At 72.6% G+C, this 23,596-nt stretch carries 20 protein-coding genes; 10 read left to right on the top strand and 10 right to left on the bottom strand.

Annotation, left to right across the window (positions count from 1 at the left end):
• Window positions 1-140 precede the first annotated feature (140 nt).
• On the top strand, window positions 141-2,837 hold the full coding sequence (locus tag ACZ41I_RS11335) for an ATP-binding protein (protein ID WP_468513919.1): 2,697 nt from the start codon (window positions 141-143) through the stop codon (window positions 2,835-2,837).
• Between the two features lie 276 nt (window positions 2,838-3,113).
• Entirely contained in the window at window positions 3,114-4,304 is a 1,191-nt protein-coding gene (locus ACZ41I_RS11330; protein WP_399765824.1) for a zinc-dependent alcohol dehydrogenase, read from the top strand.
• Window positions 4,305-4,339: 35 nt separating this feature from the next.
• On the opposite strand, the gene ACZ41I_RS11325 is transcribed toward ACZ41I_RS11330, so the two are convergent.
• A complete protein-coding gene (locus ACZ41I_RS11325) occupies window positions 4,340-5,416 on the bottom strand; it encodes an ATP-dependent DNA ligase (RefSeq protein WP_468513918.1) in 1,077 nt (358 codons plus the stop codon).
• A 74-nt stretch (window positions 5,417-5,490) separates the two neighbouring features.
• On the opposite strand from ACZ41I_RS11325, the gene ligD reads away from it, so the two are divergent.
• Both ligD and ACZ41I_RS11315 read left to right on the top strand, forming a co-directional pair.
• Window positions 5,491-6,510 (top strand): non-homologous end-joining DNA ligase, encoded by a 1,020-nt coding sequence (gene ligD, locus ACZ41I_RS11320; RefSeq protein WP_468513917.1) that lies wholly within the window; start codon window positions 5,491-5,493, stop codon window positions 6,508-6,510.
• A 138-nt stretch (window positions 6,511-6,648) separates the two neighbouring features.
• Window positions 6,649-7,755, top strand: coding sequence for a LacI family DNA-binding transcriptional regulator (locus tag ACZ41I_RS11315; protein WP_468513916.1), 1,107 nt, complete (start codon window positions 6,649-6,651; stop codon window positions 7,753-7,755).
• A gap of 36 nt (window positions 7,756-7,791) precedes the next feature.
• On the opposite strand, the gene ACZ41I_RS11310 is transcribed toward ACZ41I_RS11315, so the two are convergent.
• Complete coding sequence (locus tag ACZ41I_RS11310) at window positions 7,792-8,583, bottom strand: VOC family protein (RefSeq protein WP_399765814.1); 792 nt, start codon at window positions 8,581-8,583, stop codon at window positions 7,792-7,794.
• 244 nt (window positions 8,584-8,827) lie between these two features.
• Here ACZ41I_RS11310 and ACZ41I_RS11305 point away from each other — a divergent pair, with 244 nt between their 5' ends.
• The gene (locus ACZ41I_RS11305) at window positions 8,828-9,073 is read left to right on the top strand and encodes a WhiB family transcriptional regulator (protein WP_031167920.1); all 246 of its coding nucleotides are present in this window, start codon (window positions 8,828-8,830) and stop codon (window positions 9,071-9,073) included.
• A gap of 735 nt (window positions 9,074-9,808) precedes the next feature.
• Here the strand turns inward: ACZ41I_RS11305 and ACZ41I_RS11300 are convergent.
• The 5 genes from ACZ41I_RS11300 to ssgD all read right to left on the bottom strand — a co-directional run bounded on the left by ACZ41I_RS11300 (window position 9,809) and on the right by ssgD (window position 16,564).
• A complete protein-coding gene (locus tag ACZ41I_RS11300; protein WP_468319051.1) occupies window positions 9,809-10,783 on the bottom strand; it encodes an acyl-ACP desaturase in 975 nt (324 codons plus the stop codon).
• Window positions 10,784-11,043: 260 nt separating this feature from the next.
• Complete coding sequence (gene ddaH, locus ACZ41I_RS11295) at window positions 11,044-11,820, bottom strand: dimethylargininase (protein WP_399765807.1); 777 nt, start codon at window positions 11,818-11,820, stop codon at window positions 11,044-11,046.
• Window positions 11,821-11,954: 134 nt separating this feature from the next.
• Window positions 11,955-14,222, bottom strand: coding sequence for an ATP-binding cassette domain-containing protein (locus ACZ41I_RS11290; protein WP_468513915.1), 2,268 nt, complete (start codon window positions 14,220-14,222; stop codon window positions 11,955-11,957).
• A gap of 10 nt (window positions 14,223-14,232) precedes the next feature.
• Window positions 14,233-15,858, bottom strand: coding sequence for an ABC-F family ATP-binding cassette domain-containing protein (locus ACZ41I_RS11285; protein ID WP_399765801.1), 1,626 nt, complete (start codon window positions 15,856-15,858; stop codon window positions 14,233-14,235).
• A 289-nt stretch (window positions 15,859-16,147) separates the two neighbouring features.
• Entirely contained in the window at window positions 16,148-16,564 is a 417-nt protein-coding gene (gene ssgD, locus ACZ41I_RS11280; RefSeq protein WP_363217492.1) for a spore wall synthesis regulator SsgD, read from the bottom strand.
• A 219-nt stretch (window positions 16,565-16,783) separates the two neighbouring features.
• On the opposite strand from ssgD, the gene ACZ41I_RS11275 reads away from it, so the two are divergent.
• Together ACZ41I_RS11275 and ACZ41I_RS11270 are read left to right on the top strand one after the other, a co-directional pair.
• Window positions 16,784-17,878 (top strand): WD40/YVTN/BNR-like repeat-containing protein, encoded by a 1,095-nt coding sequence (locus tag ACZ41I_RS11275; protein ID WP_363217491.1) that lies wholly within the window; start codon window positions 16,784-16,786, stop codon window positions 17,876-17,878.
• Between the two features lie 59 nt (window positions 17,879-17,937).
• Entirely contained in the window at window positions 17,938-18,276 is a 339-nt protein-coding gene (locus ACZ41I_RS11270; RefSeq protein WP_363217490.1) for a plasmid stabilization protein, read from the top strand.
• Between the two features lie 10 nt (window positions 18,277-18,286).
• Here the strand turns inward: ACZ41I_RS11270 and ACZ41I_RS11265 are convergent, their stop codons facing one another.
• Window positions 18,287-18,583, bottom strand: coding sequence for a YciI family protein (locus ACZ41I_RS11265; RefSeq protein ID WP_468513914.1), 297 nt, complete (start codon window positions 18,581-18,583; stop codon window positions 18,287-18,289).
• A 60-nt stretch (window positions 18,584-18,643) separates the two neighbouring features.
• Here ACZ41I_RS11265 and ACZ41I_RS11260 point away from each other — a divergent pair, with 60 nt between their 5' ends.
• On the top strand, window positions 18,644-19,384 hold the full coding sequence (locus ACZ41I_RS11260) for an endonuclease V (RefSeq protein WP_363217488.1): 741 nt from the start codon (window positions 18,644-18,646) through the stop codon (window positions 19,382-19,384).
• Here the strand turns inward: ACZ41I_RS11260 and ACZ41I_RS11255 are convergent.
• Window positions 19,348-19,536, bottom strand: coding sequence for a hypothetical protein (locus ACZ41I_RS11255; RefSeq protein ID WP_363217487.1), 189 nt, complete (start codon window positions 19,534-19,536; stop codon window positions 19,348-19,350). The genes ACZ41I_RS11260 and ACZ41I_RS11255 overlap by 37 nt on opposite strands.
• A 116-nt stretch (window positions 19,537-19,652) precedes the next feature.
• Window positions 19,653-20,849 (bottom strand): saccharopine dehydrogenase family protein, encoded by a 1,197-nt coding sequence (locus tag ACZ41I_RS11250; RefSeq protein ID WP_468513913.1) that lies wholly within the window; start codon window positions 20,847-20,849, stop codon window positions 19,653-19,655.
• 289 nt (window positions 20,850-21,138) lie between these two features.
• On the opposite strand from ACZ41I_RS11250, the gene ACZ41I_RS11245 reads away from it, so the two are divergent.
• Window positions 21,139-22,299, top strand: coding sequence for a CaiB/BaiF CoA transferase family protein (locus ACZ41I_RS11245; RefSeq protein WP_468513912.1), 1,161 nt, complete (start codon window positions 21,139-21,141; stop codon window positions 22,297-22,299).
• Window positions 22,300-22,342: 43 nt separating this feature from the next.
• A complete protein-coding gene (locus tag ACZ41I_RS11240) occupies window positions 22,343-23,557 on the top strand; it encodes an acetyl-CoA C-acetyltransferase (protein ID WP_363217484.1) in 1,215 nt (404 codons plus the stop codon).
• Window positions 23,558-23,596: the final 39 nt, after the last annotated feature.

Raw genomic sequence — 23,596 nt, 5'->3', positions numbered from 1 at the left:
TCGGGCCGGGTGCGCGTCGCCCGGCCGCACCCGGTTTCACCCACCGGGGCAACAGCTGCCCCGACCGGCCACCACACATCCCACCGGACGGCTAGGCTCGTGGTCTGTACGTCATTCGGGCGACCTGGGGAGGTAACGGAATGACGGAGGGACGGCCGCCGTCGGCCGCCTCGGCTTCCCTGTGGGAGCGGGACGGGGAGATCGGCACCGTCGCACAGGCACTCGACCTCCTGTGCGCCGACCAGACGTCCGCGGGCAGCCTGCTCGTCGTCCGCGGCGAGGCGGGACTCGGCAAGACGGCGCTGCTGGCGGAGACACGCCGCATCGCCGAACGCCGCGGCTGCACCGTGTGGTCGGCGCGGGGCGCGGAGACCCTGAAGTCCGTCCCGTTCAACGTGGTACGGCAGCTGCTCCAGCCCGCGCTGCTGTCCTTACTGCCGGAGGAGGCCCGTGAGTACCTCGGCGACTGGTACGACATCGCCGGTCCGGCCCTCGGGATAACCGACCCGCAGGAGGGCAGCGCCGACCCGCAGTACGTGTGCGACGGACTCGTCGCCGCGGTCCGCCGGCTCGCCCGCCGCGAGTGGCCGCTCGTGCTGCTGATCGACGACGCGCACTGGGCCGACCAGGAGACCCTGCGCTGGCTCGCCGCGTTCGCCGAACGCCTGGACGACCTGTCCGTTCTCGTCGTGGTCGCCCGCCGGCCCGGCGAGGTCAGGGGCGAGAGCGCCCGCCACCTCGACGCGGTGGCCGCCGCCGCGGGCCGCCCCGTCACCAATCTCAGGGCCCTCACCCCGGAGGCCGCCGCCGGACTCACCCGAGCCACCCTCGGCCGGCACGCCGACGACGCGTTCTGCCGCGAAGTCTGGGCCGTCACCGGGGGCAACCCCTACGAGACCGTCGAACTCCTCGCCAGGGTGCAGGACAGCGAACTCCAGCCGGTCGAGGGCCGGGCCGGTGAACTGCGCGCCCTCAACCGGGCCGCGCGCGGCGGCGGACTGGTCGACCGGCTCAAGGGGCTCGGTCTGGAGGCCACCCAGTTCGCCTGGGCCGCCGCCATCCTCGGCACCGGCATCACCGTCGACATGGTCGCCCGCCTCGCCACCATGGACGAGGCCGTCGCCCGGCACTGCGCCGACCTGCTCTGCGCCGCCCGCATCCTCACCGAACCCGAGCCGGCGGGAATGCAGGGCGCCGGCACCGAACGCGAGGACGGGGAGCTGGAGTTCGTCCACCCGCTCATCGCCACCGCCGTCTACAACTCCATCCCGTCCGGCGTGTGCACCGCCATGCACGGCGTCGCCGCCCAGATCATCACCGAACTGGGCCGCGGCGCCGCCCAGGCCGCCCGGCACCTGCTGAAGGTGCACCCGGACGGCGACGAGGAACTCGTCGAGCAGCTGCGCGAGGCCGCCCGCGAACACCTGGCAGTCGGCGCCCCGGACGCGGCCCGCACCTGCCTCGAACGCGCCCTGCAGGAGCCACCGCTCCCCGAGGTCCACGCACACGTCCTGTACGAACTGGGCTGTGCCACCCTGCTCACGGCACCCGCCGTCACCATCGAACACCTGCAGCACGCCCTGGGCTTGTCCGGCCTCGACGGCGAGCGGCGCGTCGACGCGGTGGTCCGGCTCTCCCAGGCGCTGCTCCACAACGACCAGCTGGAGGAGGCCGTCCGCACGGTCGAGGCCGAGGCCGCACGGCACGAACCCGGACCGGTCAAACTGCGGCTGCAGGCCGTGCAGTTCATGTGGGAGGGCATCCACGGCGAAACGGTCTCCCCGGCCCGCTCCCGCAGCCTGGCCGACCTCGCGCGCACCTGCACCGGCCGCGACAACGCCGAACGCGCCCTGCTCATCCTGCGCGGCTTCGACGCCATGACGCACGGCGAGAGCGCCGACGAGGTCCTCGAACTGTGCGACCGCGCCCTCGTCAACGGCCGCCTCGCACCCGGTCTCGGCTGGACCGACCAGGAATGGGGCATGGAGCTGCTGATGATGCTCGGCAGCGCGTACGCCTACGCCGACCGGCTCGACCGCGCCGAGAGCCTCTTCGCCGAGGCCCTGCGCGCCTACACCACCGCCGGCTGGCGCGGCGGCCATCTCTCCCTCGCCAACGCCTTCCTCGGACTCGCCTACCGCAGACAGGGCCGGCTGCGCGACGCCGAGTCCACCCTGCGCGAGGCTCTCGTCCTCGCCGAACGCGTCGGCCGCCGGCTGCCGCTGTACTGGTCGGCGACCTGCGGACTGATCGACACCCTGCTGGCCCGCGGCCGTATCGACGAGGCCTGGTCGATCGCCGAGCAGTACGGCTTCGCGCCGCCCTACCCGTCCACGATCGTGCTGCCCGACATCCGCTGCGTCCGCGGCCGGCTGCTGCTCGCCGTCGGCCGCACCGAGGAGGGCATCCACGAACTGGAGGCCGCAGAGAAGACGGCCGCCTCGCGCGGCGGCCACAATCCCGTCCTCTCACCCTGGTCCATCGACCTCGCCAAGGCCGTCACCGGCCAGAACCCGGCCCGTGCCGCCCAGCTCGCCGCCGACGCCCGCCGGCAGGCCGAGCGCTTCGGCACGGACACCGCCATCGGCGAGGCCCTGCGCTGCGCCGCCGCCCTGGAGACAGGCGGTCGCGCGGTCCAGTTCGCCGCCCAGGCCGTCACCTACCTGGAAGCCTCACCCTGCCAGTACGAACACGCGGCGGCCCGCGTCGAGTACGGCATCGCAGCCCGCTCCGTCGCAGAGCTCAACCGGGGCCTGGACCTTGCCCGGGCCTGCGGCGCGGACGGGCTGGTGGCCCAGGCGAGGGAGGTGCTGGAGACGGGGCGGGGGTTGCGGTAGGCGGGCTACGGTCGGCGGTATGCACGCGACCGCATCCATGCGACCGCATGCACGTGACTGCACACACCTGACTGCATACGGCTGACTGCATACACGTGACCGCATACACCTGACTGCACACGGCTGACCGCTCCGGCGCCCGGCGCAGCTCGCTGCTGATCGACAAGGCGCCGCTGCGGGCGGAGTTCCCCGACGAGGTCCCGGCCGGGGATTCGGCGCAGGTGGGCACGGGTACCCGGGCGCCACCGCACGCAGGACAGCGAGGGAGCGGACCCCATGAAGGCAGTCACCTGGCAGGGCAGGCGGCACGTCAGTGTCGAGGACGTGCCCGACCCGCGGATCGAGGAGCCCACGGACGCCGTCATCCGCGTCACATCCACCGGCCTCTGCGGCTCGGACCTGCACCTGTACGAGGTGCTCACCCCGTTCATGACCCCGGGCGACATCCTCGGCCATGAACCCATCGGCATCGTCGAGGAGGTCGGCCCGGGTGTGCCGGACCTCGCGGCGGGGGACCGGGTCGTGGTGCCGTTCCAGATCGCCTGCGGCAACTGCTGGATGTGCCTGACCGGCCTGCCCACGCAGTGCGAGACCACCCAGGTCACCGGCGAGGGCATGGGCGCCGCCCTGTTCGGCTACACCCGTCTGTACGGCGCCGTCCCCGGCGGCCAGGCCGAGTATCTGCGCGTCCCGCAGGCACAGTTCGGCCCGATCAAGGTGCCCGAGGGCCCCCCGGACGACCGTTTCGTCTATCTCTCCGACGTCCTGCCCACCGCCTGGCAGGCCGTCGAGTACGCCGCCGTCCCGCCCGGCGGCACCCTCGCCGTCCTCGGCCTCGGCCCCATCGGCGACATGTCCTGCCGGATCGCGAGGGCGCGCGGCGCGGAGCAGGTGTTCGGCGTCGACCTGGTGCCGGAACGGCTCGCGCGGGCCGCCCGGGACGGCGTGGAGACGTACGACCTCAGGGCCTTCGACGACGAGAAGGCGCTGGTGCACGCGATCCGCGACGCGACCGGCGGCCGGGGCCCGGACGCCGTGATCGACGCCGTCGGCACCGAGGCCCACGGCAGCGCCGCCGCCAAGCTCGCCCAGACCGCCACCGGGCTCCTGCCCCGCAGGATCAGCGCGCCGCTCGCGGAACGCTTCGCCGTCGACCGGCTCGGCGCCCTGTACATGGCGATCGACCTGGTCCGGCGCGGCGGCACCATCTCGCTCAGCGGCGTCTACGGCGGGATGGCCGACCCGATGCCGATGCTCACCCTGTTCGACAAGCAGATCCAGCTGCGCATGGGCCAGGCCAACGTCCGCCGCTGGACCGACCTGATCATGCCGTATCTGACCGACGAGGACCCCCTGGGTGTCGAGGACTTCGCCACCCACCGGCTGCCGCTCACCGAGGCACCGCACGCCTACGAGATGTTCCAGCGCAAGCAGGACGGCGCCATCAAGATCCTCATGCAGCCCTGAGCCCGCAGCCCTGCCTCACCGGACGCAGCCCCGCCTCAGGCCCGGTCCTTCTCGCCGAGGATCTCCGCGAGGTCGTAGCGGACCGGCTCCTCCAGCTGGGCGTAGGTGCAGCTCTCCGGCATGCGGTCCGGGCGCCAGCGGCGGAAGGGGGCGGTGTGCCGGAAGCGCTGGCCGTTCTCCATGTGGTCGTAGGCCACCTCGGCGACCCGCTCCGGACGCAGCGGCACCCATGACAGGTCCTTCTTCCCGGACCAGCGGCTCGGCGCCCCCGGCAGCCGGGCCGTCTCATGGGCGGCCTCGTCCGACCAGGCCGCCCACGGATGCCCGGCCACGTCGTCCATGCGCAGCGGCTCCAGCTCCTCGACGAGCTCGGCCCGCCTCTTCATGGAGAAGGCGGCCGACACGCCGACGTGCTGCAGTTTGCCGTGGTCGTCGTACAGCCCCAGCAGCAGCGAGCCGACCACCGGGCCGCTCTTGTGGAAGCGGTACCCGGCCACGACCACGTCCGCCGTCCGCTCGTGCTTGATCTTGAACATGGCCCGCTCGTCCTGCAGATAGCGCAGGGTGAGCGGCTTGGCGACGACCCCGTCGAGACCGGCGCCCTCGAACTGCTCGAACCACTGCTGCGCCACTGCGAGGTCCGTCGTCGCGGGCGCCAGATGCACCGGCGGTGTGGTCGCGGCGAGCGCCCGGTCCAGCAGGGCACGGCGGTCGGTCAGCTCCACGTCGAGCAGCGACTGGTCGTCCAGCGCGAGCAGGTCGAAGGCGACGAACGACGCGGGGGTCCTCTCGGCCAGCATCCGCACCCGGGAGTCCGCCGGGTGGATCCGCTCGGTCAGCGCGTCGAAGTCGAGATGGCCCTCCCGTGCGATCACGATCTCCCCGTCCAGCACGCACCGCTTCGGCACCCGCTCCCTCAGCGCCCCCACCAGCTCGGGAAAATACCTGGTCAGCGGCTTTCCGGTACGGCTGCCCAGCTCGACCTCCGTGCCGTCCCGGAACACGATCGAACGGAACCCGTCCCACTTCGCCTCGTAGTGCATACCCGGCGGGATCTTCGCCACCGACTTGGCGAGCATGGGCTTCACAGGCGGCATCACCGGCAGATCCATGCCCTCGATTCTGCTCGCATACGTCCCTTGCCGCCCGGTGTGCGAGCTGTGCGGGGTGCGCCTACCGTGGCCGCATGGGTGCTGCGGTGGAACTGGAGGTCGGCGGTCGGACGGTACGGCTGTCCAGCCCGGACAAGGTCTTCTTTCCCGAGCGCGGTTTCACCAAGCTGGACCTGGCGCGGTACTACGTCGCCGTCGGCCCCGGCATCCTGCGCGCGCTGCGCAACCGCCCCACCACCCTGGAGCGCTACCCGGACGGCGTCGGCGGGGAGTGGTTCTTCCAGAAGAGGGCCCCGAAGGGCATGCCCGGCTGGATCCCGACCGCCCACATCACCTTCCCCAGCGGCCGCAGCGCCGACGAGATGTGTCCCACCGAGGAGGGTGCCGTCGTCTGGGCCGCCCAGTACGGCACGCTCACCTTCCACCCCTGGCCGGTGCGCGCCACGGACGTCGACCGCCCCGACGAACTGCGCATCGACCTCGACCCGCAACCCGGCACCGACTACGCGGACGCCGCCCGCGCCGCGCACGAACTACGCGCCGTCCTCGACGAGTTCGGCGGGCTGCGCGGCTGGCCCAAGACCTCCGGCGGCCGTGGCCTGCATGTCTTCGTCCCGATCGAACCGCGCTGGACGTTCACCCAGGTGCGCCGCGCCGCGATCGCCGTCGGCCGCGAGATGGAACGCCGGATGCCCGACCAGGTGACGATCAAGTGGTGGAAGGAGGAGCGGGGCCGCCGTATCTTCCTCGACTACAACCAGACGGCCCGCGACCGCACCATCGCCTCCGCCTACTCCGTCCGCCCCCACCCGCACGCCCCCGTCTCGGCACCCCTGCGCTGGGAGGAGGTCGGCGTGGCCCACCCCGCCGACTTCGACCTCGCCACCATGCCGGGCCGCTTCGCCGAACTCGGCGACGTGCACGCCGACATGGACGACCACGCCTACTCCCTGGACGCCCTGCTGGAACTGGCCCGCCGCGACGAACACGACCACGGCCTGGGGGACCTGCCGTACCCGCCGGAGTACCCGAAGATGCCCGGCGAACCGAAGCGGGTCCAACCGAGCCGGGCCCGCCAGGAGAAGACGTCCTGAGGCCGCCCGGCTGCCGCCGGCCTCCCCCGGCGCGGACCGGCGAGTTCACCTGCCCCTCCACAAGCCGCCGTTGCCGCTCCGGCGGCGTCTTCACCGCACGGTTATCCTGACCGGCAGCGCCGAGGAGGAGATGCCGAAGTGACCGAGGCAGTGTCGCGTCCCACGCTGGAGGCCGTGGCCGCGCGGGCCGGGGTGTCCCGGGCCACCGTGTCCCGGGTGGTCAACGGCGGCGACGGGGTGCGCGAACCCCTGGCGGAACGGGTCCGGCAGGCCGTGGCCGAGCTGGGGTACGTCCCCAACCAGGCGGCGCGCAGCCTCGTCACCAAGCGGCACGACGCCGTCGCCGTCGTCATCGCCGAGCCCGAGACCCGGGTCTTCGCCGACCCCTTCTTCGCCCTGCAGCTGCGCGGCATCAGCAAGGAGCTGACCGCCCACGACAACCAGCTGGTACTGCTGCTCACCGAGGGCCGTGACGATCACGCGCGCGTGGCCCGGTATCTCGCCGGAGGCCATGTCGACGGCGCGCTCGTCTTCTCCCTGCACCTCGACGACCCGCTGCCCGGCCTCATCCATGACGCAAACGTGCCCACCGTGTTCGGCGGACGGCCCGGCTGGGGCGACGACAGCCGCGACGACGAGCCCCGGCGCGCCACGCGGGCGGGGCGGAGCCCGGGGCCGGGCGTGGTGTACGTCGACTGCGACAACCGGGGCGGGGCACGCACGGCCGTACGGCACCTCGTGGACCTCGGCCGCAGACGCGTCGCGCACCTCACCGGCGTGCTGGACCAGACGTCCGCGGTGGACCGGCTGGACGGCTACCGGGACGTCATGGCCGAGGTGCCGGGCGGGAACGATCCCCGGCTGGTCGTGGAGAGCGACTTCACACCGGCCGGCGGCGAACGCGCCATGCGGGAACTCCTCGAACGGTGCCCGGACGCGGACGCCGTGTTCGCCGCCAACGACCTCACCGCGCTCGGTGCCCTGCGCGTGCTGCGCGAGAAGGGCCGGCGGGTGCCCGAGGACGTTGCCGTGATCGGCTTCGACGACATGCTGCCCGTCGCCGAAGAGGCCGACCCGCCGCTGACGACGGTCCGTCAGGACATCGAGGAGATGGGGCGCCTGATGGCCCGCCTGCTGCTGCACGGCCTGGCCGACGCCCGTGACCGCACCGGTGCCTCGGCCGGCCCGCCGCCCGCCGGCGGGGTGATCCTGCCGACCACGCTGATACGACGGGCCTCCGCCTAGCCGGACCGCTGCGCCGGGCTTCCGTCCGGTCCGGGTTCAGCCCTGCTGCGACTCGCTTCTGATCACTGCGAAGCGCGCGCCGTACGGGTCGCTGAGCTTGGCCATGCGGCCCACCCCCGGCATGGTCGTCGCCGGCATGCGCACCGCTCCGCCGAGCTGCTGCGCCTTCTCGACCACCGCGTCGGTGTCCATGACCTCGAAGTACGGCAGCCAGTACGGGCCGCCCTCGGCCTCGGCCGGGGCGTCGGCCAGCGGCACGATGCCGCCGAACATGGTGTCCTCGGCGCCGCCCGCCGGGTTGACGCAGGTGTACGTCCCGCCCGGGAAGGGCACGGCGGAGGTCTCCAGGCCGAGCACCTGGTGGTAGAAGGCGGCTGCTGCGGCGATGTCCGGGGTGTACAGCTCGACCCAGCACAGCGCGCCCGGCTCGTTCGCCACGTCGACGCCCTTGGTCCGGGCCGGCTGCCAGATCCCGAACGGCACGCCCGCCCGGTCGGCGAGCACCGCCATGTGCCCCTGCCCCATCACGTCCATCGGCTGGAACAGCACACTGCCGTGGGCCTCTTGGGCGGCCTTGGCGGTGGCCTGTGCGTCCTCGCTCTGGAAGTACACCGTCCAGGCCGGCGGGCCCTGCTCGGGGCCGGACTGCATACCGCCCGCGACGGTCCTGCCGTCGAGCTGGAAGAAGCCGTAGCCTCCGGCGTCCGGCCCCGCCGACTGGAACTGCCAGCCGAAGAGGCCGCCGTAGAAGGAGAGGGCACCGTCGATGTCCGGGGTGCCGATGTCGATCCAGTTCGGCGCGCCGTTGACGAAACGGGTGGTGAGCATCTTCGCCCTCCTCGAAAAGGGTCCCGTCCTGTGCACTGCCGAGTCTGGCACCCCCCACTGACAATCGCCGCCGGAGCACAGCGCCGCGCCGTACCGGGCCCGGGTCCGGGATTTCGGCCCGGCCCCGCGCGCCGCCGTGCGCCGGTCCGGCCCGGGGGAGCATCATCGGGGTGGCGGAGGCCCTGGCGGCGGCGTTGACCCGGCGTTGATCGAACGTTTTTCACCACGCGGCACGATCCTGGCCATGCACTTCGAAACGATCACTCCGGCCGACGACACCTGGCAGGCGCAGGCCCTGTGCGCGCAGACCGGACCGGACTTCTTCTTCCCCGAGCCCGGCAGCTCGGTGCGCGAGGCGAAGCGCATCTGCGCCATGTGCGAGCTGCGCCCGGCCTGTCTGGACTACGCGCTGGCCAACGACGAGCGCTTCGGCGTCTGGGGCGGCCTTTCGGAAAAGGAACGCCTCGCCCTCCGGCGCACGTCCCGCTGACCCCGGCCCGCCGCCCCTCGGTCACCTGCGCCCACCGCCGCCCCGAACGCCCGTACCGACGGACACCGGCCCGGCCGTCCGTGAGCGGCGTAACCCGCCCACCGGGACAGCCACCCCAGCGAACGGCAGCCTCCGGGGAAGGCCACTTTCCAGCGAGCGTCGGACGCCGCCGAGACCGGTCCTGCGGACCTAGTCCCGCGACCGGGCCCCAGGCCCCCGCGAGCGTCGGCTCCCCTGCGAGTCCGGGCGTGGCCGGCGAGGCCGCGCCTCAGCGAGCGGCAGGCCCGGCGAACAGCGAACCCCGGCGAGGGCCGTCCCCTGGTGGCCGGGTCCGGCGGGCCGGACCCCTGCGAGCCGGCGGATCCGGTGAGGGGCGAGCCCCGACGGGCGGTGGAGCCGGTGAGGTGTGCCCCCCGGCGGGTGGCAGAGCCTGCGAGGTGCGCATCCCGGCGGGTGGCAGACCCACGGGGGGTGCCCCCGGCGGGAGGCGGATCCGGTGAGGAGTGGCCCCCGGCGGGTGGCAGATCCAGCGAGGGGCGAGCCCGGCGGGTGGCAGAGGCGATGACGGGCGAATCCCGTCGGGCGGCGGACCCGGTGAGGGGCGAATCCCGGCGGGCGGTGGAGCCGGTGACGGGTGAGCCCAGCGGGCGGTGGTGGGCTCGGTGGCCGGTGGGTGTCAGGGTTCCGCGGGGCCGGGTCCGGCGAGGGTCAGGTCCTGCGGAACCCTTCCGGGCGTCAGGCTCCCGCGCGGGCCGCCATGCGGGCCTTGCGGGCGGCCAGCTTCTCGTCGAACTTGGAAGCCTCCGCGTTCAGACCGCCCAGGAAGAGGCCGAGTTCCTCCTGTGCCTGGCGCCCCTCGGGGCCGAGGCCGTCGATCTCCATGACCTTCAGGAAGCGCAGGACGGGCTGGAGGACGTCGTCGTGGTGGATGCGCATGTTGTACACCTCGCCGATGGCCATCTGCGCGGCGGCCCGCTCGAAGCCCGGGATGCCGTGACCAGGCATGCGGAAGTTCACCACGACGTCCCGGACCGCCTGCATCGTCAGGTCGGGAGCCAGCTCGAAGGCCGCCTTCAGCAGGTTGCGGTAGAAGACCATGTGCAGGTTCTCGTCGGTCGCGATGCGGGCCAGCATGCGGTCGCAGACCGGATCGCCGGACTGATGGCCGGTGTTGCGGTGCGAGATGCGCGTGGCCAGCTCCTGGAAGGCGACGTAGGCGATCGAGTGCAGCATCGAGTGCCGGTTGTCGGACTCGAAGCCCTCGCTCATGTGCGCCATACGGAACTGTTCGAGCTTGTCCGGGTCCACCGCCCGCGAGGCGAGCAGGTAGTCGCGCATCACGATGCCGTGCCGGCCCTCCTCGGCCGTCCACCGGTGCACCCAGGTGCCCCACGCGCCGTCGCGGCCGAAGAGGGTGGCGATCTCGTGGTGGTAGCTCGGCAGGTTGTCCTCGGTGAGCAGGTTGACCACCAGGGCGATACGGCCGATCTCCGTCACCTTGGACTGGTCCTTGCCCCAGGCCTCCCCGTCCTCGAAAAGGCCCGGGAAATTGCGCGCGTCGCTCCACGGGACGTACTCGTGCGGCATCCAGTCCTTGGCGATCTTCAGATGCCGGTTCAGTTCCTTCTCGACCACTTCCTCCAGCGCGAACAGCAGCCGCGCGTCGGTCCATGCGGACGGGCTGCCGAGGTGAGGGGAAGTGATCGTCACGGGAACTCCAGGGGGACGCCGAACAACGGGGGAGAAAGGGGGCGGTCCGGCGAGCGGTGCCGGGAAACCTACGAGATCGTAGGCTACGAAGCCGTAGGTTACGAAGCCGTAGGTTAAGGCCGTCGTAAAGATCACTGATCAGCAGGGTGAAGGCGGGTCTTTCCGGCGTGTTCCGCGTGGTGTCGCGGCGCGGCTCCTGGACATGCCGACGGCCCCGGAACCGTGGGTTCCGGGGCCGTCGGCGTGACGGGACCACCTGGTCAGGCGTACAGCTCCCGCAGCCGTACCGAGAGACAGGTCACACAGCCCTCGAGCTTCTCGAACTCGCTGATGTCCACCGTGACCACCTCGTGGCCGAGGTCGGTCAGCAGCTCCGCCGTCTTCGGCGCGCTCGCCGCCATCAGCAGCTTGTGCCCGCCGAGCAGCACCACGTGTGCGCCGGACTCCTCCGGCACCGACAGGAAGCCGGGGAACAGCGACGGCCGGTCGACCTTCGGGATGTGCCCGATCACCGTGCCGTCGGGCAGCGCGGTCACCGCCGACTTCAGGTGCAGCACCTTGCTCACGGGCACGGCGACCACTCGCGCGCCCAGCGGCTCGAAGGCCGCCCGCAGTTGCTGCACCCCGGCCGCGTTGGTACGTCCGCCGCGGCCGACGAACACCGTCTCGCCGACCTTCAGCACATCACCGCCGTCCAGCGTGCCCGGCTCCCATATCCAGTTCACCGAGCAGCCGAGGCGGGCCACCGCCTCCTCCACGCCGACGGTCTCCGCGCGCCGGGACTCCGCGCCGGGCCGGGTGATCAACGCCACGTTCCTGTACATGACGACGGTGTCCTCGACGAACACCGAGTCCGGGCAGTCGTCGGCCGGTTCGACCTCGATCGTCTCCCAGCCGTGCGTGCGCAGGGCCTCGACGTACGCCTCCCACTGCTCGACGGCGCGCCCGACATCGACCTTCTCCCGCTCGATGTGCGTCACCAGGCCTTCGGCGAGGCGGGGGCTGGGGCGGCGGACGAGGGCCTTCTTGCTGGGCACGACGGGCCTTTCGAATCGGTGCGGGTCGATGGTGCGACGGACAGCGCCGCTGGTTGCGGCACCGGTCCGCCATCATGCAGTCCGCTCCGGCCAGGACAAAACCCTCGTTGTCAGGCTGTGCCCCTCCTGAGACGTCACACCGTCGTCCTGCGCAGATGCTCGGCGGTGGCCGAGCCCTGGGCGGTGAGCAACTGCCGCGGAGTTCCCTCGAAGATCACCTCGCCGCCGTCCCGGCCGCCGCCGGGCCCGAGGTCGATGACCCAGTCGGCGTGGCGGACGACGTCCAGGTGGTGCTCGACCACCACGACCGTGTTGCCCGCATCGACCAGCCGGTCGAGCAGGGCCAGCAGCGCGCCGACGTCCGCCAGGTGCAGCCCCGTGGTCGGTTCGTCCAGCACGTACACCGCGCCGGTCCGGTGCAGCCGGGTGGCGAGCTCGATGCGCTGCCGCTCGCCGCCGGACAGCGTGGACAGCGGCCGGCCGAGGGCCAGATGCGTCAGGCCGACGTCCCGCAGGGCCCGCAGCGGGCGCAGCACGGCGTCCTCGGGGACGTCCAGGTCGCCGAAGAAGTCCAGCGCCTGCTCCGGACCCATGTCGAGCACGTCCGCGATCGAGGCTCCGCGGACGGTGAGCCGCAGCACCTCGTCCTGGAAGCGGCGCCCCGCGCAGTCGGGGCAGACGGTCGTCACCGGGTCCATGAAGGCGAGGTCGGTGACGATGACACCGCGCCCCTCGCAGCCGCCGCACGCGCCCGCCGAGTTGAAGCTGAACAGCGCGGGTGACGTCCCCGTCGAGCGGGCGAAGAGCCTGCGTACGGCGTCCATGATCCCGAGGTGGGTCGCGGGCGTGGACCGCCCGGACACCGCGATCGCCGACTGGTCCACGATCACGGCGTCGGGGTGGGCGGCGGTCAGTTCGCCGGTCAGTGTGCTCTTGCCGGAGCCGGCCACCCCGGTCACCGCGGTCAGCACGCCCGTCGGGAACTCCACCGTGACCTCGCGCAGGTTGTGAAGGCTCGCGCCCTTCACCCACAGCCCGCCCGTGGCCCGCCGCACCCGGCGTTTCACCGTGGCACGGCGGCGCAGACAGCGGCCGGTGAGGGTGCCCGAGGCGGCCAGCGCGCCGGGCGTGCCCTCGAAGACGACGTGTCCGCCCCCGGCACCCGCCCCCGGACCCATGTCGACGACGTGGTCGGCCAGCGCGATGAGATCGGGGTCGTGCTCCACGACCAGTACCGTGTTGCCCCGGTCGCGCAGCCGCAGCAGCAACTCGCCCAGGCGGCCCACGTCACGCGGGTGCAGCCCGGCACTGGGTTCGTCGAAGACGTACGTCAGTCCGCTCAGGCTGGAGCCGAGGTGCCGCACGGTCTTCAGCCGCTGGCCCTCGCCGCCGGAGAGCGTCGCGGTCTCCCGGTCCAGGCTGAGATAGCCCAGGCCGATCGCCTCGATGCGCTCCAGGCCGTCCACGGCGGCCCGGGCGACGGGCGCCGCCACCGGGTCGTCGATCCGCCGCAGCACGGCGATGAGGTCGGTGACCTGCATCCGGGCGCAGTCGGCGAGGGACAGCCCGCACACGCGCGTGGCGAGCGCTGCCGCGTTCAGCCGGGCTCCCCGGCACACCGGGCAGACGTCCTCGGTCAGGAACTCCCGGACGAGATCGCGGGTGCGCCGGCTGAGCGCGGACAGGTCGCGTTTGAGGTAGAGCCGTTCGAACCGGTCGGCGAGACCCTCGTAATCGATGTCCCGCGAGCCGCCCGTGTTGCCGACGCGGACGCGTGCGCCCCGTCCGCGCAGCAGGAACGCGCGCTCCTCGGCGGTGAACGCCCCGACCGGCTTGTGCACATCGAGGCGGCTGGTGTTGGTGTACGTCTGCCCGTGCCAGGTGCCCGCGGCGAACGGCGGGAACCGGACCGCCCCGCCGGCCAGCGACCTGGCCGGGTCGAGGATGCGGTCCCAGTCGGGCCGTACCGTACGGCCCAGGCCGTCGCACTCGGGACACATCCCCGACGGGTCGTTGAACGAGTAGGCCGTGGCCGGCCCGGCGCTCGGGGTGCCGTACCGGGAGAACAGCACCCGGAGCACCGCCTGGATGTCGGTCATCGTGCCGACCGTCGACCGGGCATGGCCGCCGACCGGCCGCTGGTCGACCACGACCGCCGGCGAGAGGTCCGTCAGTGACTCGATGTGCGGGCGCTCGAACCGGGGGAGCCGGTTGCGCACGAACGAGGGGTAGGTCTCGTTCAGCTGGCGTTGCGACTCGACGGCGATCGTGTCGAAGACGAGCGAGGACTTGCCCGATCCCGAAACGCCGGTGAACACGGTCAGCCGGCCTTTCGGGATGCGGAGATCGACGTTCTTGAGGTTGTTCTCCCGGGCTCCGGTGAGGGTGATGAAATCGGGCATGCCGCCGACGCTAGGCGGGATACCCGACATCCTCCGGCGTGATTTCCTTCAGTTCTCCCTCCTCCATCAGCAGCCAGCGCGTGATGCCGATCGACTCCAGGAACGGCAGGTCGTGGCTGGCCACGAGCAGCGCGCCCTCGTACGACTCCAGGGCCGAGGTCAGCTGCCGCACGCTCGCCATGTCGAGGTTGTTGGTCGGCTCGTCGAGCAGCAGCAGCTGAGGCGCCGGCTCGGCGAGCATCAAGGCGGCCAGGGCCGCCCGGAACCGCTCGCCGCCCGACAGGGTGGCCGCCTGCTGGTCGGCCCGCGCGCCCCGGAACAGGAAGCGGGCCAGCCGCGCCCGGATCCGGTTGTTGGTGGCGCCCGGCGCGAACCGGGCCACGTTCTGGGCGACCGTCAGGGCGTCGTCCAGCACGTCCAGCCGCTGGGGCAGGAAGCGCAGCGGGACGTGCGCCCGCGCCTCCCCGGACACCGGCGCCAGCTCCCCGGCGACCGTCCGCAGCAGTGTCGTCTTGCCGGCGCCGTTGCGGCCGACCAGCGCGATCCGCTCCGGACCGCGCAGATCGAGGATCCCCTCGATCCGCGCCCCGTAGGCCATCGCCAGGTTCTCCAGGGTGAGCACCTGCCGGCCGGGCGGCACGGCGGTGTACGGCAGGTCGACGCGGATCTCGTCGTCGTCCCGTACCGCCTCCACCGCCTCGTCCAGGCGCTCCCTGGCCTCGGCGAGCCGCTCCTCGTGCATGATCCGGTGCTTGCCCGCCGACTCCTGGGCGGCGCGTTTGCGGGCACCCATGACGATCTTCGGCTCGCGTTTCTGGTCCCACATCTTCTGCCCGTACCGCTTGCGGCGGGCCAGCTTGACCTGGGCGTCGGCCAGTTCGCGCTTCTGCTTGCGCACATCGGCCTCGGCGACGCGCACCATTCGTTCGGCCGCCTCCTGCTCGACGGCCAGCGCCTCCTCGTAGGCCGAGAAGTTGCCGCCGTACCAGGTGACCTCCCCGGAGCGCAGCTCCGCGATCTGGTCGACCAGGTCGAGCAGTTCCCGGTCGTGGCTGACCACGACCAGCACGCCCGGCCACGCGGCGACGGCCTGGTACAGCCGGCGGCGTGCATACAGGTCGAGGTTGTTGGTGGGCTCGTCCAGCAGCAGCACGTCGGGGCGGCGCAGCAGCAGCGCGGCCAGCCGCAGCAGCACCGACTCGCCGCCGGAGACCTCGCCGACGGTGCGGTCCAGGCCGATGTGGCCGAGACCGAGTTCGCCGAGGGTGACCAGGGCGCGTTCCTCGACGTCCCAGTCGTCGCCGAGTGTCTCGAAGTGCTCCTCGGCGACGTCGCCCGCCTCGATGGCGTGCAGTGCGGCCCGCCGTGCGGCGATGCCGAGGGCCTCGTCGACGCGGAGCGCGGTGTCGAGGGTGACGTTCTGCGGGAGGTGGCCGACCTCGCCGGCGGCTTTGACGGTGCCGTCGAGCGGGCTGAGTTCACCGGCGAGCAGCTTCAACAGGGTCGATTTCCCCGATCCGTTGACGCCGACGAGCCCGGTGCGGCCGGGTCCGAAGGCGATGTCCAGGCCGTCGAAGACGGCGGTGCCGTCGGCCCAGGTGAAGGACAGGGACGTGCAGGTGAGGGAAGATGACATGAGGGCCTCGCGAAGGGTGTCGTGCGGTCGGTGGGCGCATGTCGAGACACCGCGAGGCGGGAACCGAAAGGTCGTGGGGCACGGAGAGGCCATGAAAAAAGGCCTGTGCCGGGGGACGGCTCGGACGCCGAGGTCGTACGCCGCGCACACCTCACCGGTGCGACGCGGTGTCTCAGGACCTCAGACGAGCAACGTCCTTCTCCAATCGACGGCAACAGAACCGATGTACACCGTACGAGGGAGCCTGGGGGCTGTCAACGGAATTAAGGGCCGCACGCGCGCGTGGCGCTCAGCAGGCGTCCCGCATCAGCTCGGCCAGGCCGTGGTCCAGGTCGAGCTGGAGGTGTTCCAGGCCGACGGGCACGAGTGCGTTGGCCGCCTCCAGGAAGCGCCGGATCTCACCCGAGCGCACATGCACGATCGCGGTGCCCTCGGGGGCGTGGAACTCCAGTACCGTGCGGTCGTAGCCGTACGGCCGCACCCGCACGTCTCCGTGGCCCGCCGGGCCCTGCAGTCCGGCCGTGAGCAGTTCGCGGGAGAAGGTCCAGCAGACGTCGACCCCTTCCAGGGTGGCCGGCGCCGGGAAGGTCATGACGACGGCGAACGGATCGCGCCGGTCGTAGCGCAGCGTCGCGGGAATGCTCGGCATGCGCGGTGCGGCGGCGACGAGACGGGCCTCTACGGGCTGCTCGATGACGGTGGACAACGCCTTGCTCCCTCGTGACGGCTGGACTACGCCCGGGTGTGCGCTACCCGGCACTGGAAGAGACGACGGATCCGGCCGATGCGTGCACACGGAGACCGAGTGACCTCGGTCACCGCATTCATGCACGGCGATGGGCCGGGTGTTCTCCCGCGCACCGACGGGCAGTTGGCCTCTGGACGGCGCCGGGCCGGTGGGCTAGCTTCGCCCGCCATGAGGCGCATGGGCAGCACGCGACGCGGAGGACGCACGAGCAGGCTGGTGGCGGCGGGGGTGGCGTGCGGGGCGGCGCTGGCCGCGCTGACCGTTCCGGCGGCCGAGGCCGGACCGCTGGGCCGGAAAAGCCCGCACTGGGCACCGAAGGACCCGGGCACCCCGCAGGTCCGCTTCCGGGGCCTCGCGGCCGTGGACCGGCGCACCGCCTGGCTGGCCGGTACCGGCGGCACGGTGCTGCGCACCACGGACGGCGGAGCGAGCTGGCGGAACGTCTCTCCGCCGGGCGCGGCGGATCTGCAGTTCCGGGACGTCGAGGCGTTCGACGCGCGGCGCGCCGTGGTGCTGGCCATCGGCGAGGGCGAGGCGTCCCGTGTGTACCGCACCGACGACGGCGGCGCGACGTGGACGGAGTCCTTCCGCAACACCGACCCGAAGGCGTTCTACGACTGTCTGGCCTTCTTCGACCGGCGGCACGGCCTCGCGATGAGCGACCCCGTGGACGGAAGGTTCCGCATCCTGTCCACGAGCGACGGCGGCCGCTCCTGGCGGGTGCTGCCCGCCGGTGGCATGCCGCCCGCACTGGACGGCGAGGCCGGCTTCGCCGCCGGCGGCCAGTGCCTGGTCACCTCGGGCCCGGACGACGTCTGGCTGGCCACCGGCGGCGGCGCCCACGCGCGCGTGCTGCACTCCGCGGACCGAGGACTGACCTGGACGGCCGCCGGCACACCGGTCCCGGCCGGCGATCCCGCCAAGGGCGTCTTCGCGCTCGCCTTCCGCGACCGCACCCACGGCCTCGCCGTCGGCGGCGACTACCGCCCCGACCAGCCCTCGCCGCAGGCCGCCGCCGGCACCTCGGACGGCGGCCGCACCTGGACCCCGGCCGCCACACCGCCGCCCGCCTACCGTTCGGGGGCCGCCTGGCTGCCGCACAGCCGCACCGCGGCGCTCGCCGTCGGCCCGACCGGCACCGACCTCACCACGGACGCCGGCCGCACCTGGCGGACGATCGACACCGGCTCGTACGACACCGTGGACTGCACGCCCGACCTGAGCTGCTGGGCGGCCGGCGAACAGGGAAGGGTGGCACGGCTGGAACGCTGACGTGAGCGCCCGGAACCCGGGTACTCGTTCCCACGGAAAGCGACAGGAAGGGAGCGATCATGCCCGCCGGTTCCAGCTCCAAGCGCGAGCGCCAGTACGAGCACATCAAGAAGAGCGCGCAGGACCGGGGCGAGAGCACCGAGCGCGCCAAGGAGATCGCCGCGCGGACGGTCAACAAGGAACGCGCCCGCTCCGGTGAGTCGAAGACCGCGAGCCGCAGCTCGACGCAGGACATGTCGTCCGGCAAGCGTGGCGGCCAGCGGTCGGGCAACCGGGTCGGCTCCCACGGCCCGACCCGCGACCAGCTGTACAACGAGGCGAAGCAGCGCGGCATCGAAGGCCGTTCGCACATGAACAAGGACGAGCTGCAGCGCGCGCTGAACGCCAAGAAGGGATGAGCGGCGCCAGTCAGTCCAGCGTCTGCCGGTGGCGGGCGAGCTCGGGAGCCGTCTTCGTGGCGGTGAACTCCGTGATGCGGTACGTGCACACGCCGCCGACGGTGAACGGGTCGCCCGCGACGATCTCCTCGATCCGGGCGCGGTCCTCGGCGACGGCGATGATCACCCCGCCGTCGCGCGGGTTCTTGCGCCCGGAGGCCAGGACGAAGCCCTTCTCGTACAGCTCCTCCAGCCAGGCCACATGGTCGGCGAGCAGCGCGTCGACGGCGTCGAGAGGCGCGGTGTAGGTCAGCTCCAGTACGAACATGATCGTGAGCCTACCCCCCGGCTCCGACAGCGGCCGTGGGCCCGTAGAGTCGGCGTCACCATGACGACCGTAGGCGTACCCGCGGGCTGGCCCGCGACCGAGGAAGAGGCCCGTGCGGTCCAGGACGAGCTGCGCGGCCGGGTGGTGCTCGACGAGCGCGGACCCCGGCCCGGTACGGGCCGTGTCACGGGGGTTGATGTCGCCTACGACGACGCCCTCGACCTCGTCGCCGCGGCGGCCGTCGTGCTGGACGCCGCCACCCTGGAGGTGGTGGCCGAGGCGACGGCCGTCGGCCGGGTGTCCTTCCCGTACGTGCCAGGCCTGCTGGCCTTCCGTGAGCTCCCGACCGTCCGGGCCGCCCTGGACATGCTGCCGTGCCCGCCGGGCCTGGTCGTCTGCGACGGCTACGGCCTGGCCCATCCGCGCCGCTTCGGCCTCGCGAGCCACCTGGGCGTGCTCACCGGCCTGCCGGTCATCGGGGTCGCGAAGAACCCGTTCACCTTCACGTACGACGATCCCGGTCCGCAACGGGGCGCTTGTGCTCCGCTGCTCGCGGGGACCGAGGAGGTGGGGCGTGCGCTGCGCACCCGGGACGGCGTCAAACCGGTCTTCGTCTCCGTCGGCCACCGGGTGAGCCTGGACAACGCCCTGGCGCACACCTTGGCCCTCACCCCGCGCTACCGGCTGCCGGAGACCACCCGCCGGGCGGACGCCCTGTGCCGCCGTGCGCTTCAGCAGGCGGCACGGAGCGCAGGGGGCGGCGCTCAGGAGGCCACGATCCGCCAGGCGCCGACCTCCTGATACGCCGAGTCGTAGACGGCCGAGCCGTCACCGGGTTCGAGGGCGTAGTGCCGCAGGTTCCCGCCCCAGTACCGCAGGATCCGCCCCAGTTCGCCGGCGCGGTCCTGCGTCGGCGCGTCCTCGTCCACGGTCACTTCGAGCACGAACTTCATGCCTCTCCCGCCTCCTTCGGCTCTTTTGCCTGGGCCTCCATCGTTTCATTGAAGAAGCGTGTGAGACTTTCCCGGCGGTGGCCGCCGGGAACCGGGGATGTCCGGGTGTGCAAGCCTCAAACGGAGGAGCGGGCGGGGCCGCTGGCCGCGACCCGGAAGGTGATGCCCGCGGCGCGCAGCCGCCCGGTCAGGGCGTCGCCCATCGCCTGCGCCGTGGTGACCTGCCCGGCCGTCGGCGGCAGGTCGTCGAAGGCCAGGCACAACGCCGCCTCGGCGAACATCTTCGCGGTCTCGTCGTAGCCCGGGTCGCCGCCCGCGACCTCCGTGAACACCCGCCGTCCGCCACCCTCGCCGACGAAGCGCACCGCGAACCGGCTCCTCGCCCGCCGCTCCGCGCTCGGCCCGTCCCCCGGCCGCAGCCGGCCCGACAGCCAGCGCCTCGCGTACGGCAGCTGGGCGGCCGCCACGACCGCGCCGACCGCGGCGACCCCGCCGAGGGCGACCGGCAGATGCCGCACCGCCGCGTAGTGCCGGTAACGGAAGTCGGGGCCGTACCGTTCGAGCGCCTTCGCCGAGCGGCGCACGATCTGCGGGTCGAGGGTCGGCAGGGGCAGCGCCCATGCGCCGACCTCCGCGGCGAACCGGGGCGCACCTGTGGGCGCCGCGACCCGGCGTCCCATCAGCCGCGGCTCGTGCCGGCCCCGCTCGCGTGCGGCGGCCAGCAATTGCCTACCGCGGGCGAACTGGTTCAGCGCCGAGGCCAGGGTGCCCCCGGAGAAGGCCGCGTCGGCGGTCACATAGCCGTCCACAGTCAGCGGCACACCCTCCGGCAGCTGCCGCACCGTGAAGTACACGCCCAAGTCGTGGGGTACGGAGTCGAAGCCGCACGCGTGGACCAGGCGGGCGCCCGTCTCCCGCGCGCGCGTGTCGTGCCGGACGTACATCAGGTCCACGAACTCCGGCTCACCCGTCAGGTCCAGATAGTCGGTCCCGGCGTCCGCGCAGGCGGCGACCAGTTCCTCGCCGTGGAGCACGTACGGTCCGACGGTCGTGGCCACCACGCGCGCGTGCTCGGCGAGGGCGCGCAGGCCGGCCGGTTCGGTCACGTCGGCGCGCAGCACGCCGACCTCCGCCCCGCCGGGCAGCCGCTCACGCAGCCGCTCCAGCTTTCCCTCGTCGCGCCCGGCCACCGCCCAGCGCAGGTCCTTCGGCGCGTGCGCGGCGAGATACTCCGCCGTGAGCGTGCCGACGAACCCGGTGGCTCCGAAGAGCACGAGGTCGTAGCGACGGTCCGTCCTGTTCAGCCTGCTCATGACACCCCTTGCTCCCGCAGCCCGCGCCGCTGTCGGTGGCTGAGGCTAGCGTGAGGAGAGTCAGCGAGGACGACCAGCCCGGAGGCAAGCGGTGGCCGCAGCGCGCACGCGCCGACAGCACACGGGGTACAGGCCGCGGTGCACCCCTCTCTCACTCTCCCGGGTGATACGCGGGCGGCCGGGCACTTGGCTAAGCGCTTGCTCGTTGGGGCTTGTGTCCGGTGCGGTGCGTTCCTAGCATCACCGGTGTTACATCAGTTGTGTCACACGTGTTGAGGGGGCTGGACGCATGACGACGGCAGGGACGCCGGCGGCGCCGGGCAGCGGTCCGCTCTCCGGCGTGCGCGTGGTCGAGCTGGCCGGTATCGGGCCGGGCCCGTTCGCCGCCATGCTCCTCGCGGACCTGGGCGCCGACGTGGTCCGGGTGGACCGGCCGGGCGGCCCCGCACTCGCGATCGATCCCGCCCTGGACGTGACCAACCGCAACAAGCGCTCGATCGTGGTCGACCTGAAGGCCGCGGACGGCCCCGCGCGCGTGCTGGACCTCGCCGAGCGGGCCGACATCCTCGTCGAGGGCTACCGCCCGGGCGTCGCCGAGCGCCTCGGCGTCGGCCCCGAGGAGTGCCACGCCCGCAACCCCCGCCTGGTCTACGGCCGCATGACCGGCTGGGGACAGGACGGCCCGCTCGCCGACCGCGCGGGCCACGACGTGGCCTACATCGCGCTCACCGGCACCCTCGGCATGATCGGCCGCCCGGACGAGCCCCCGGCCGTCCCGGCCAACCTGCTCGGCGACTACGCGGGCGGTGCCCTCTACCTGGTCGTCGGCGCCCTCGCCGCCCTGCACCACGCGCGCATGACCGGCGTCGGCCAGGTCGTCGACGCCGCCATCGTGGACGGCACGGCCCACCTGTCCGCGATGATCCACGGCATGCTCGCGGCCGGCGGCTGGCAGGACCGGCGCGCCGCCAACCTCTTCGACGGCGGCTGCCCCTACTACGGCACCTACGAGACCGCCGACGGCAGGTACATGGCGGTCGGTGCCCTGGAGGAGCAGTTCTCCGCGGAGTTCCTGCGCCTCCTGGGCCTGGAGGACCTGGCCGACGCCCGCAGGGACCGGACCCGCTGGAGCGAGCTGCGCGAGCGGATCGCCGCCCGCTTCACGTCCCGCACCCGGGACGAGTGGACGGCCGTCTTCGAGGGCACGGACGCGTGCGTGGCCCCGGTGCTGTCCCTGCGCGAGGCCCCGCACCACCCGCACCTCGCCGCCCGCGGCACCTTCACCGACCACAGCGGCATCACCCAGCCCGCCCCCGCCCCCCGCTTCTCCGCGACCCCCACCGCCATCCGCACCGGCCCGGCCCGGCCCGGCGCGGACACCGGGACGGTGGCCCGCGACTGGGGAATACCCGCACTCGTGAACGAGGACCCGGTCACCGACGCCGACTGACCCCGCCCACCCCGCTCGGCCCACCCCTTCGAAAGGCACACCAGTGAGCACCGAAGCGTACGTGTACGACGCGATCCGCACCCCGCGCGGCCGCGGCAAGGCGAACGGCGCCCTGCACGGCACGAAGCCCATCGACCTGGTCGTCGGGCTCATCCACGAGATCCGCGACCGCTTCCCGGGCCTCGACCCGGCCGCGATCGACGACATCGTGCTCGGCGTCGTCGGACCGGTCGGCGACCAGGGGTCCGACATCGCCCGGATCGCCGCGATCGCCGCCGGACTCCCGGACACGGTCGCGGGCGTGCAGGAGAACCGCTTCTGTGCCTCGGGCCTGGAAGCCGTCAACCTGGCCGCGGCCAAGGTCCGTTCCGGCTGGGAGGACCTGGTCCTCGCGGGCGGCGTCGAGTCCATGTCCCGCGTCCCGATGGCCTCCGACGGCGGCGCCTGGTTCAACGACCCGATGACCAACCTCGCCGTCAACTTCGTCCCGCAGGGCATCGGCGCCGACCTGATCGCCACCATCGAGGGCTTCACCCGCCGGGACGTCGACGAGTACGCGGCCCTGTCCCAGGAGCGCGCCGCCACCGCCTGGAAGGAGGGCCGCTTCGACCGCTCCGTCGTCCCGGTGAAGGACCGCAGCGGCCTGGTCGTCCTCGACCACGACGAACACCTGCGCCCCGGCACCACCGCCGACTCCCTCGCGAAGCTCAAGCCGTCCTTCGCCGACATCGGAGAGATGGGCGGCTTCGACGCCGTGGCGCTGCAGAAGTACCACTGGGTGGAGAAGATCGACCACGTCCACCACGCGGGCAACTCCTCCGGCATCGTGGACGGCGCCTCGCTCGTCGCGATCGGCTCCAAGGAGGTCGGCGAGCGCCACGGCCTCACCCCCCGCGCGCGGATCGTCTCCGCCGCCGTCTCCGGATCCGAGCCGACCATCATGCTCACCGGCCCCGCCCCCGCCACCCGCAAGGCGCTGGCGAAGGCCGGGCTCACCATCGACGACATCGACCTGGTCGAGATCAACGAGGCGTTCGCCGCGGTCGTGCTGCGCTTCGTCAAGGACATGGGCCTCAGCCTCGACAAGGTCAACGTCAACGGCGGCGCCATCGCCCTCGGCCACCCGCTCGGCGCGACGGGCGCGATGATCCTCGGCTCGCTCATCGACGAGCTGGAGCGCCAGGACAAGCGCTACGGCCTCGCCACCCTGTGCGTCGGCGGCGGCATGGGCATCGCCACCATCGTCGAGCGCATCTGAACTCCCCGCGGAACCAACGGACTTCAACGGAGACAACTG

It is taken from the genome of Streptomyces sp. NPDC030799, from assembly GCF_055572255.1.
The sequence above is the reverse complement of the archived record's forward strand: the minus strand, read 5'-3'. Positions and strand labels throughout refer to the sequence as shown.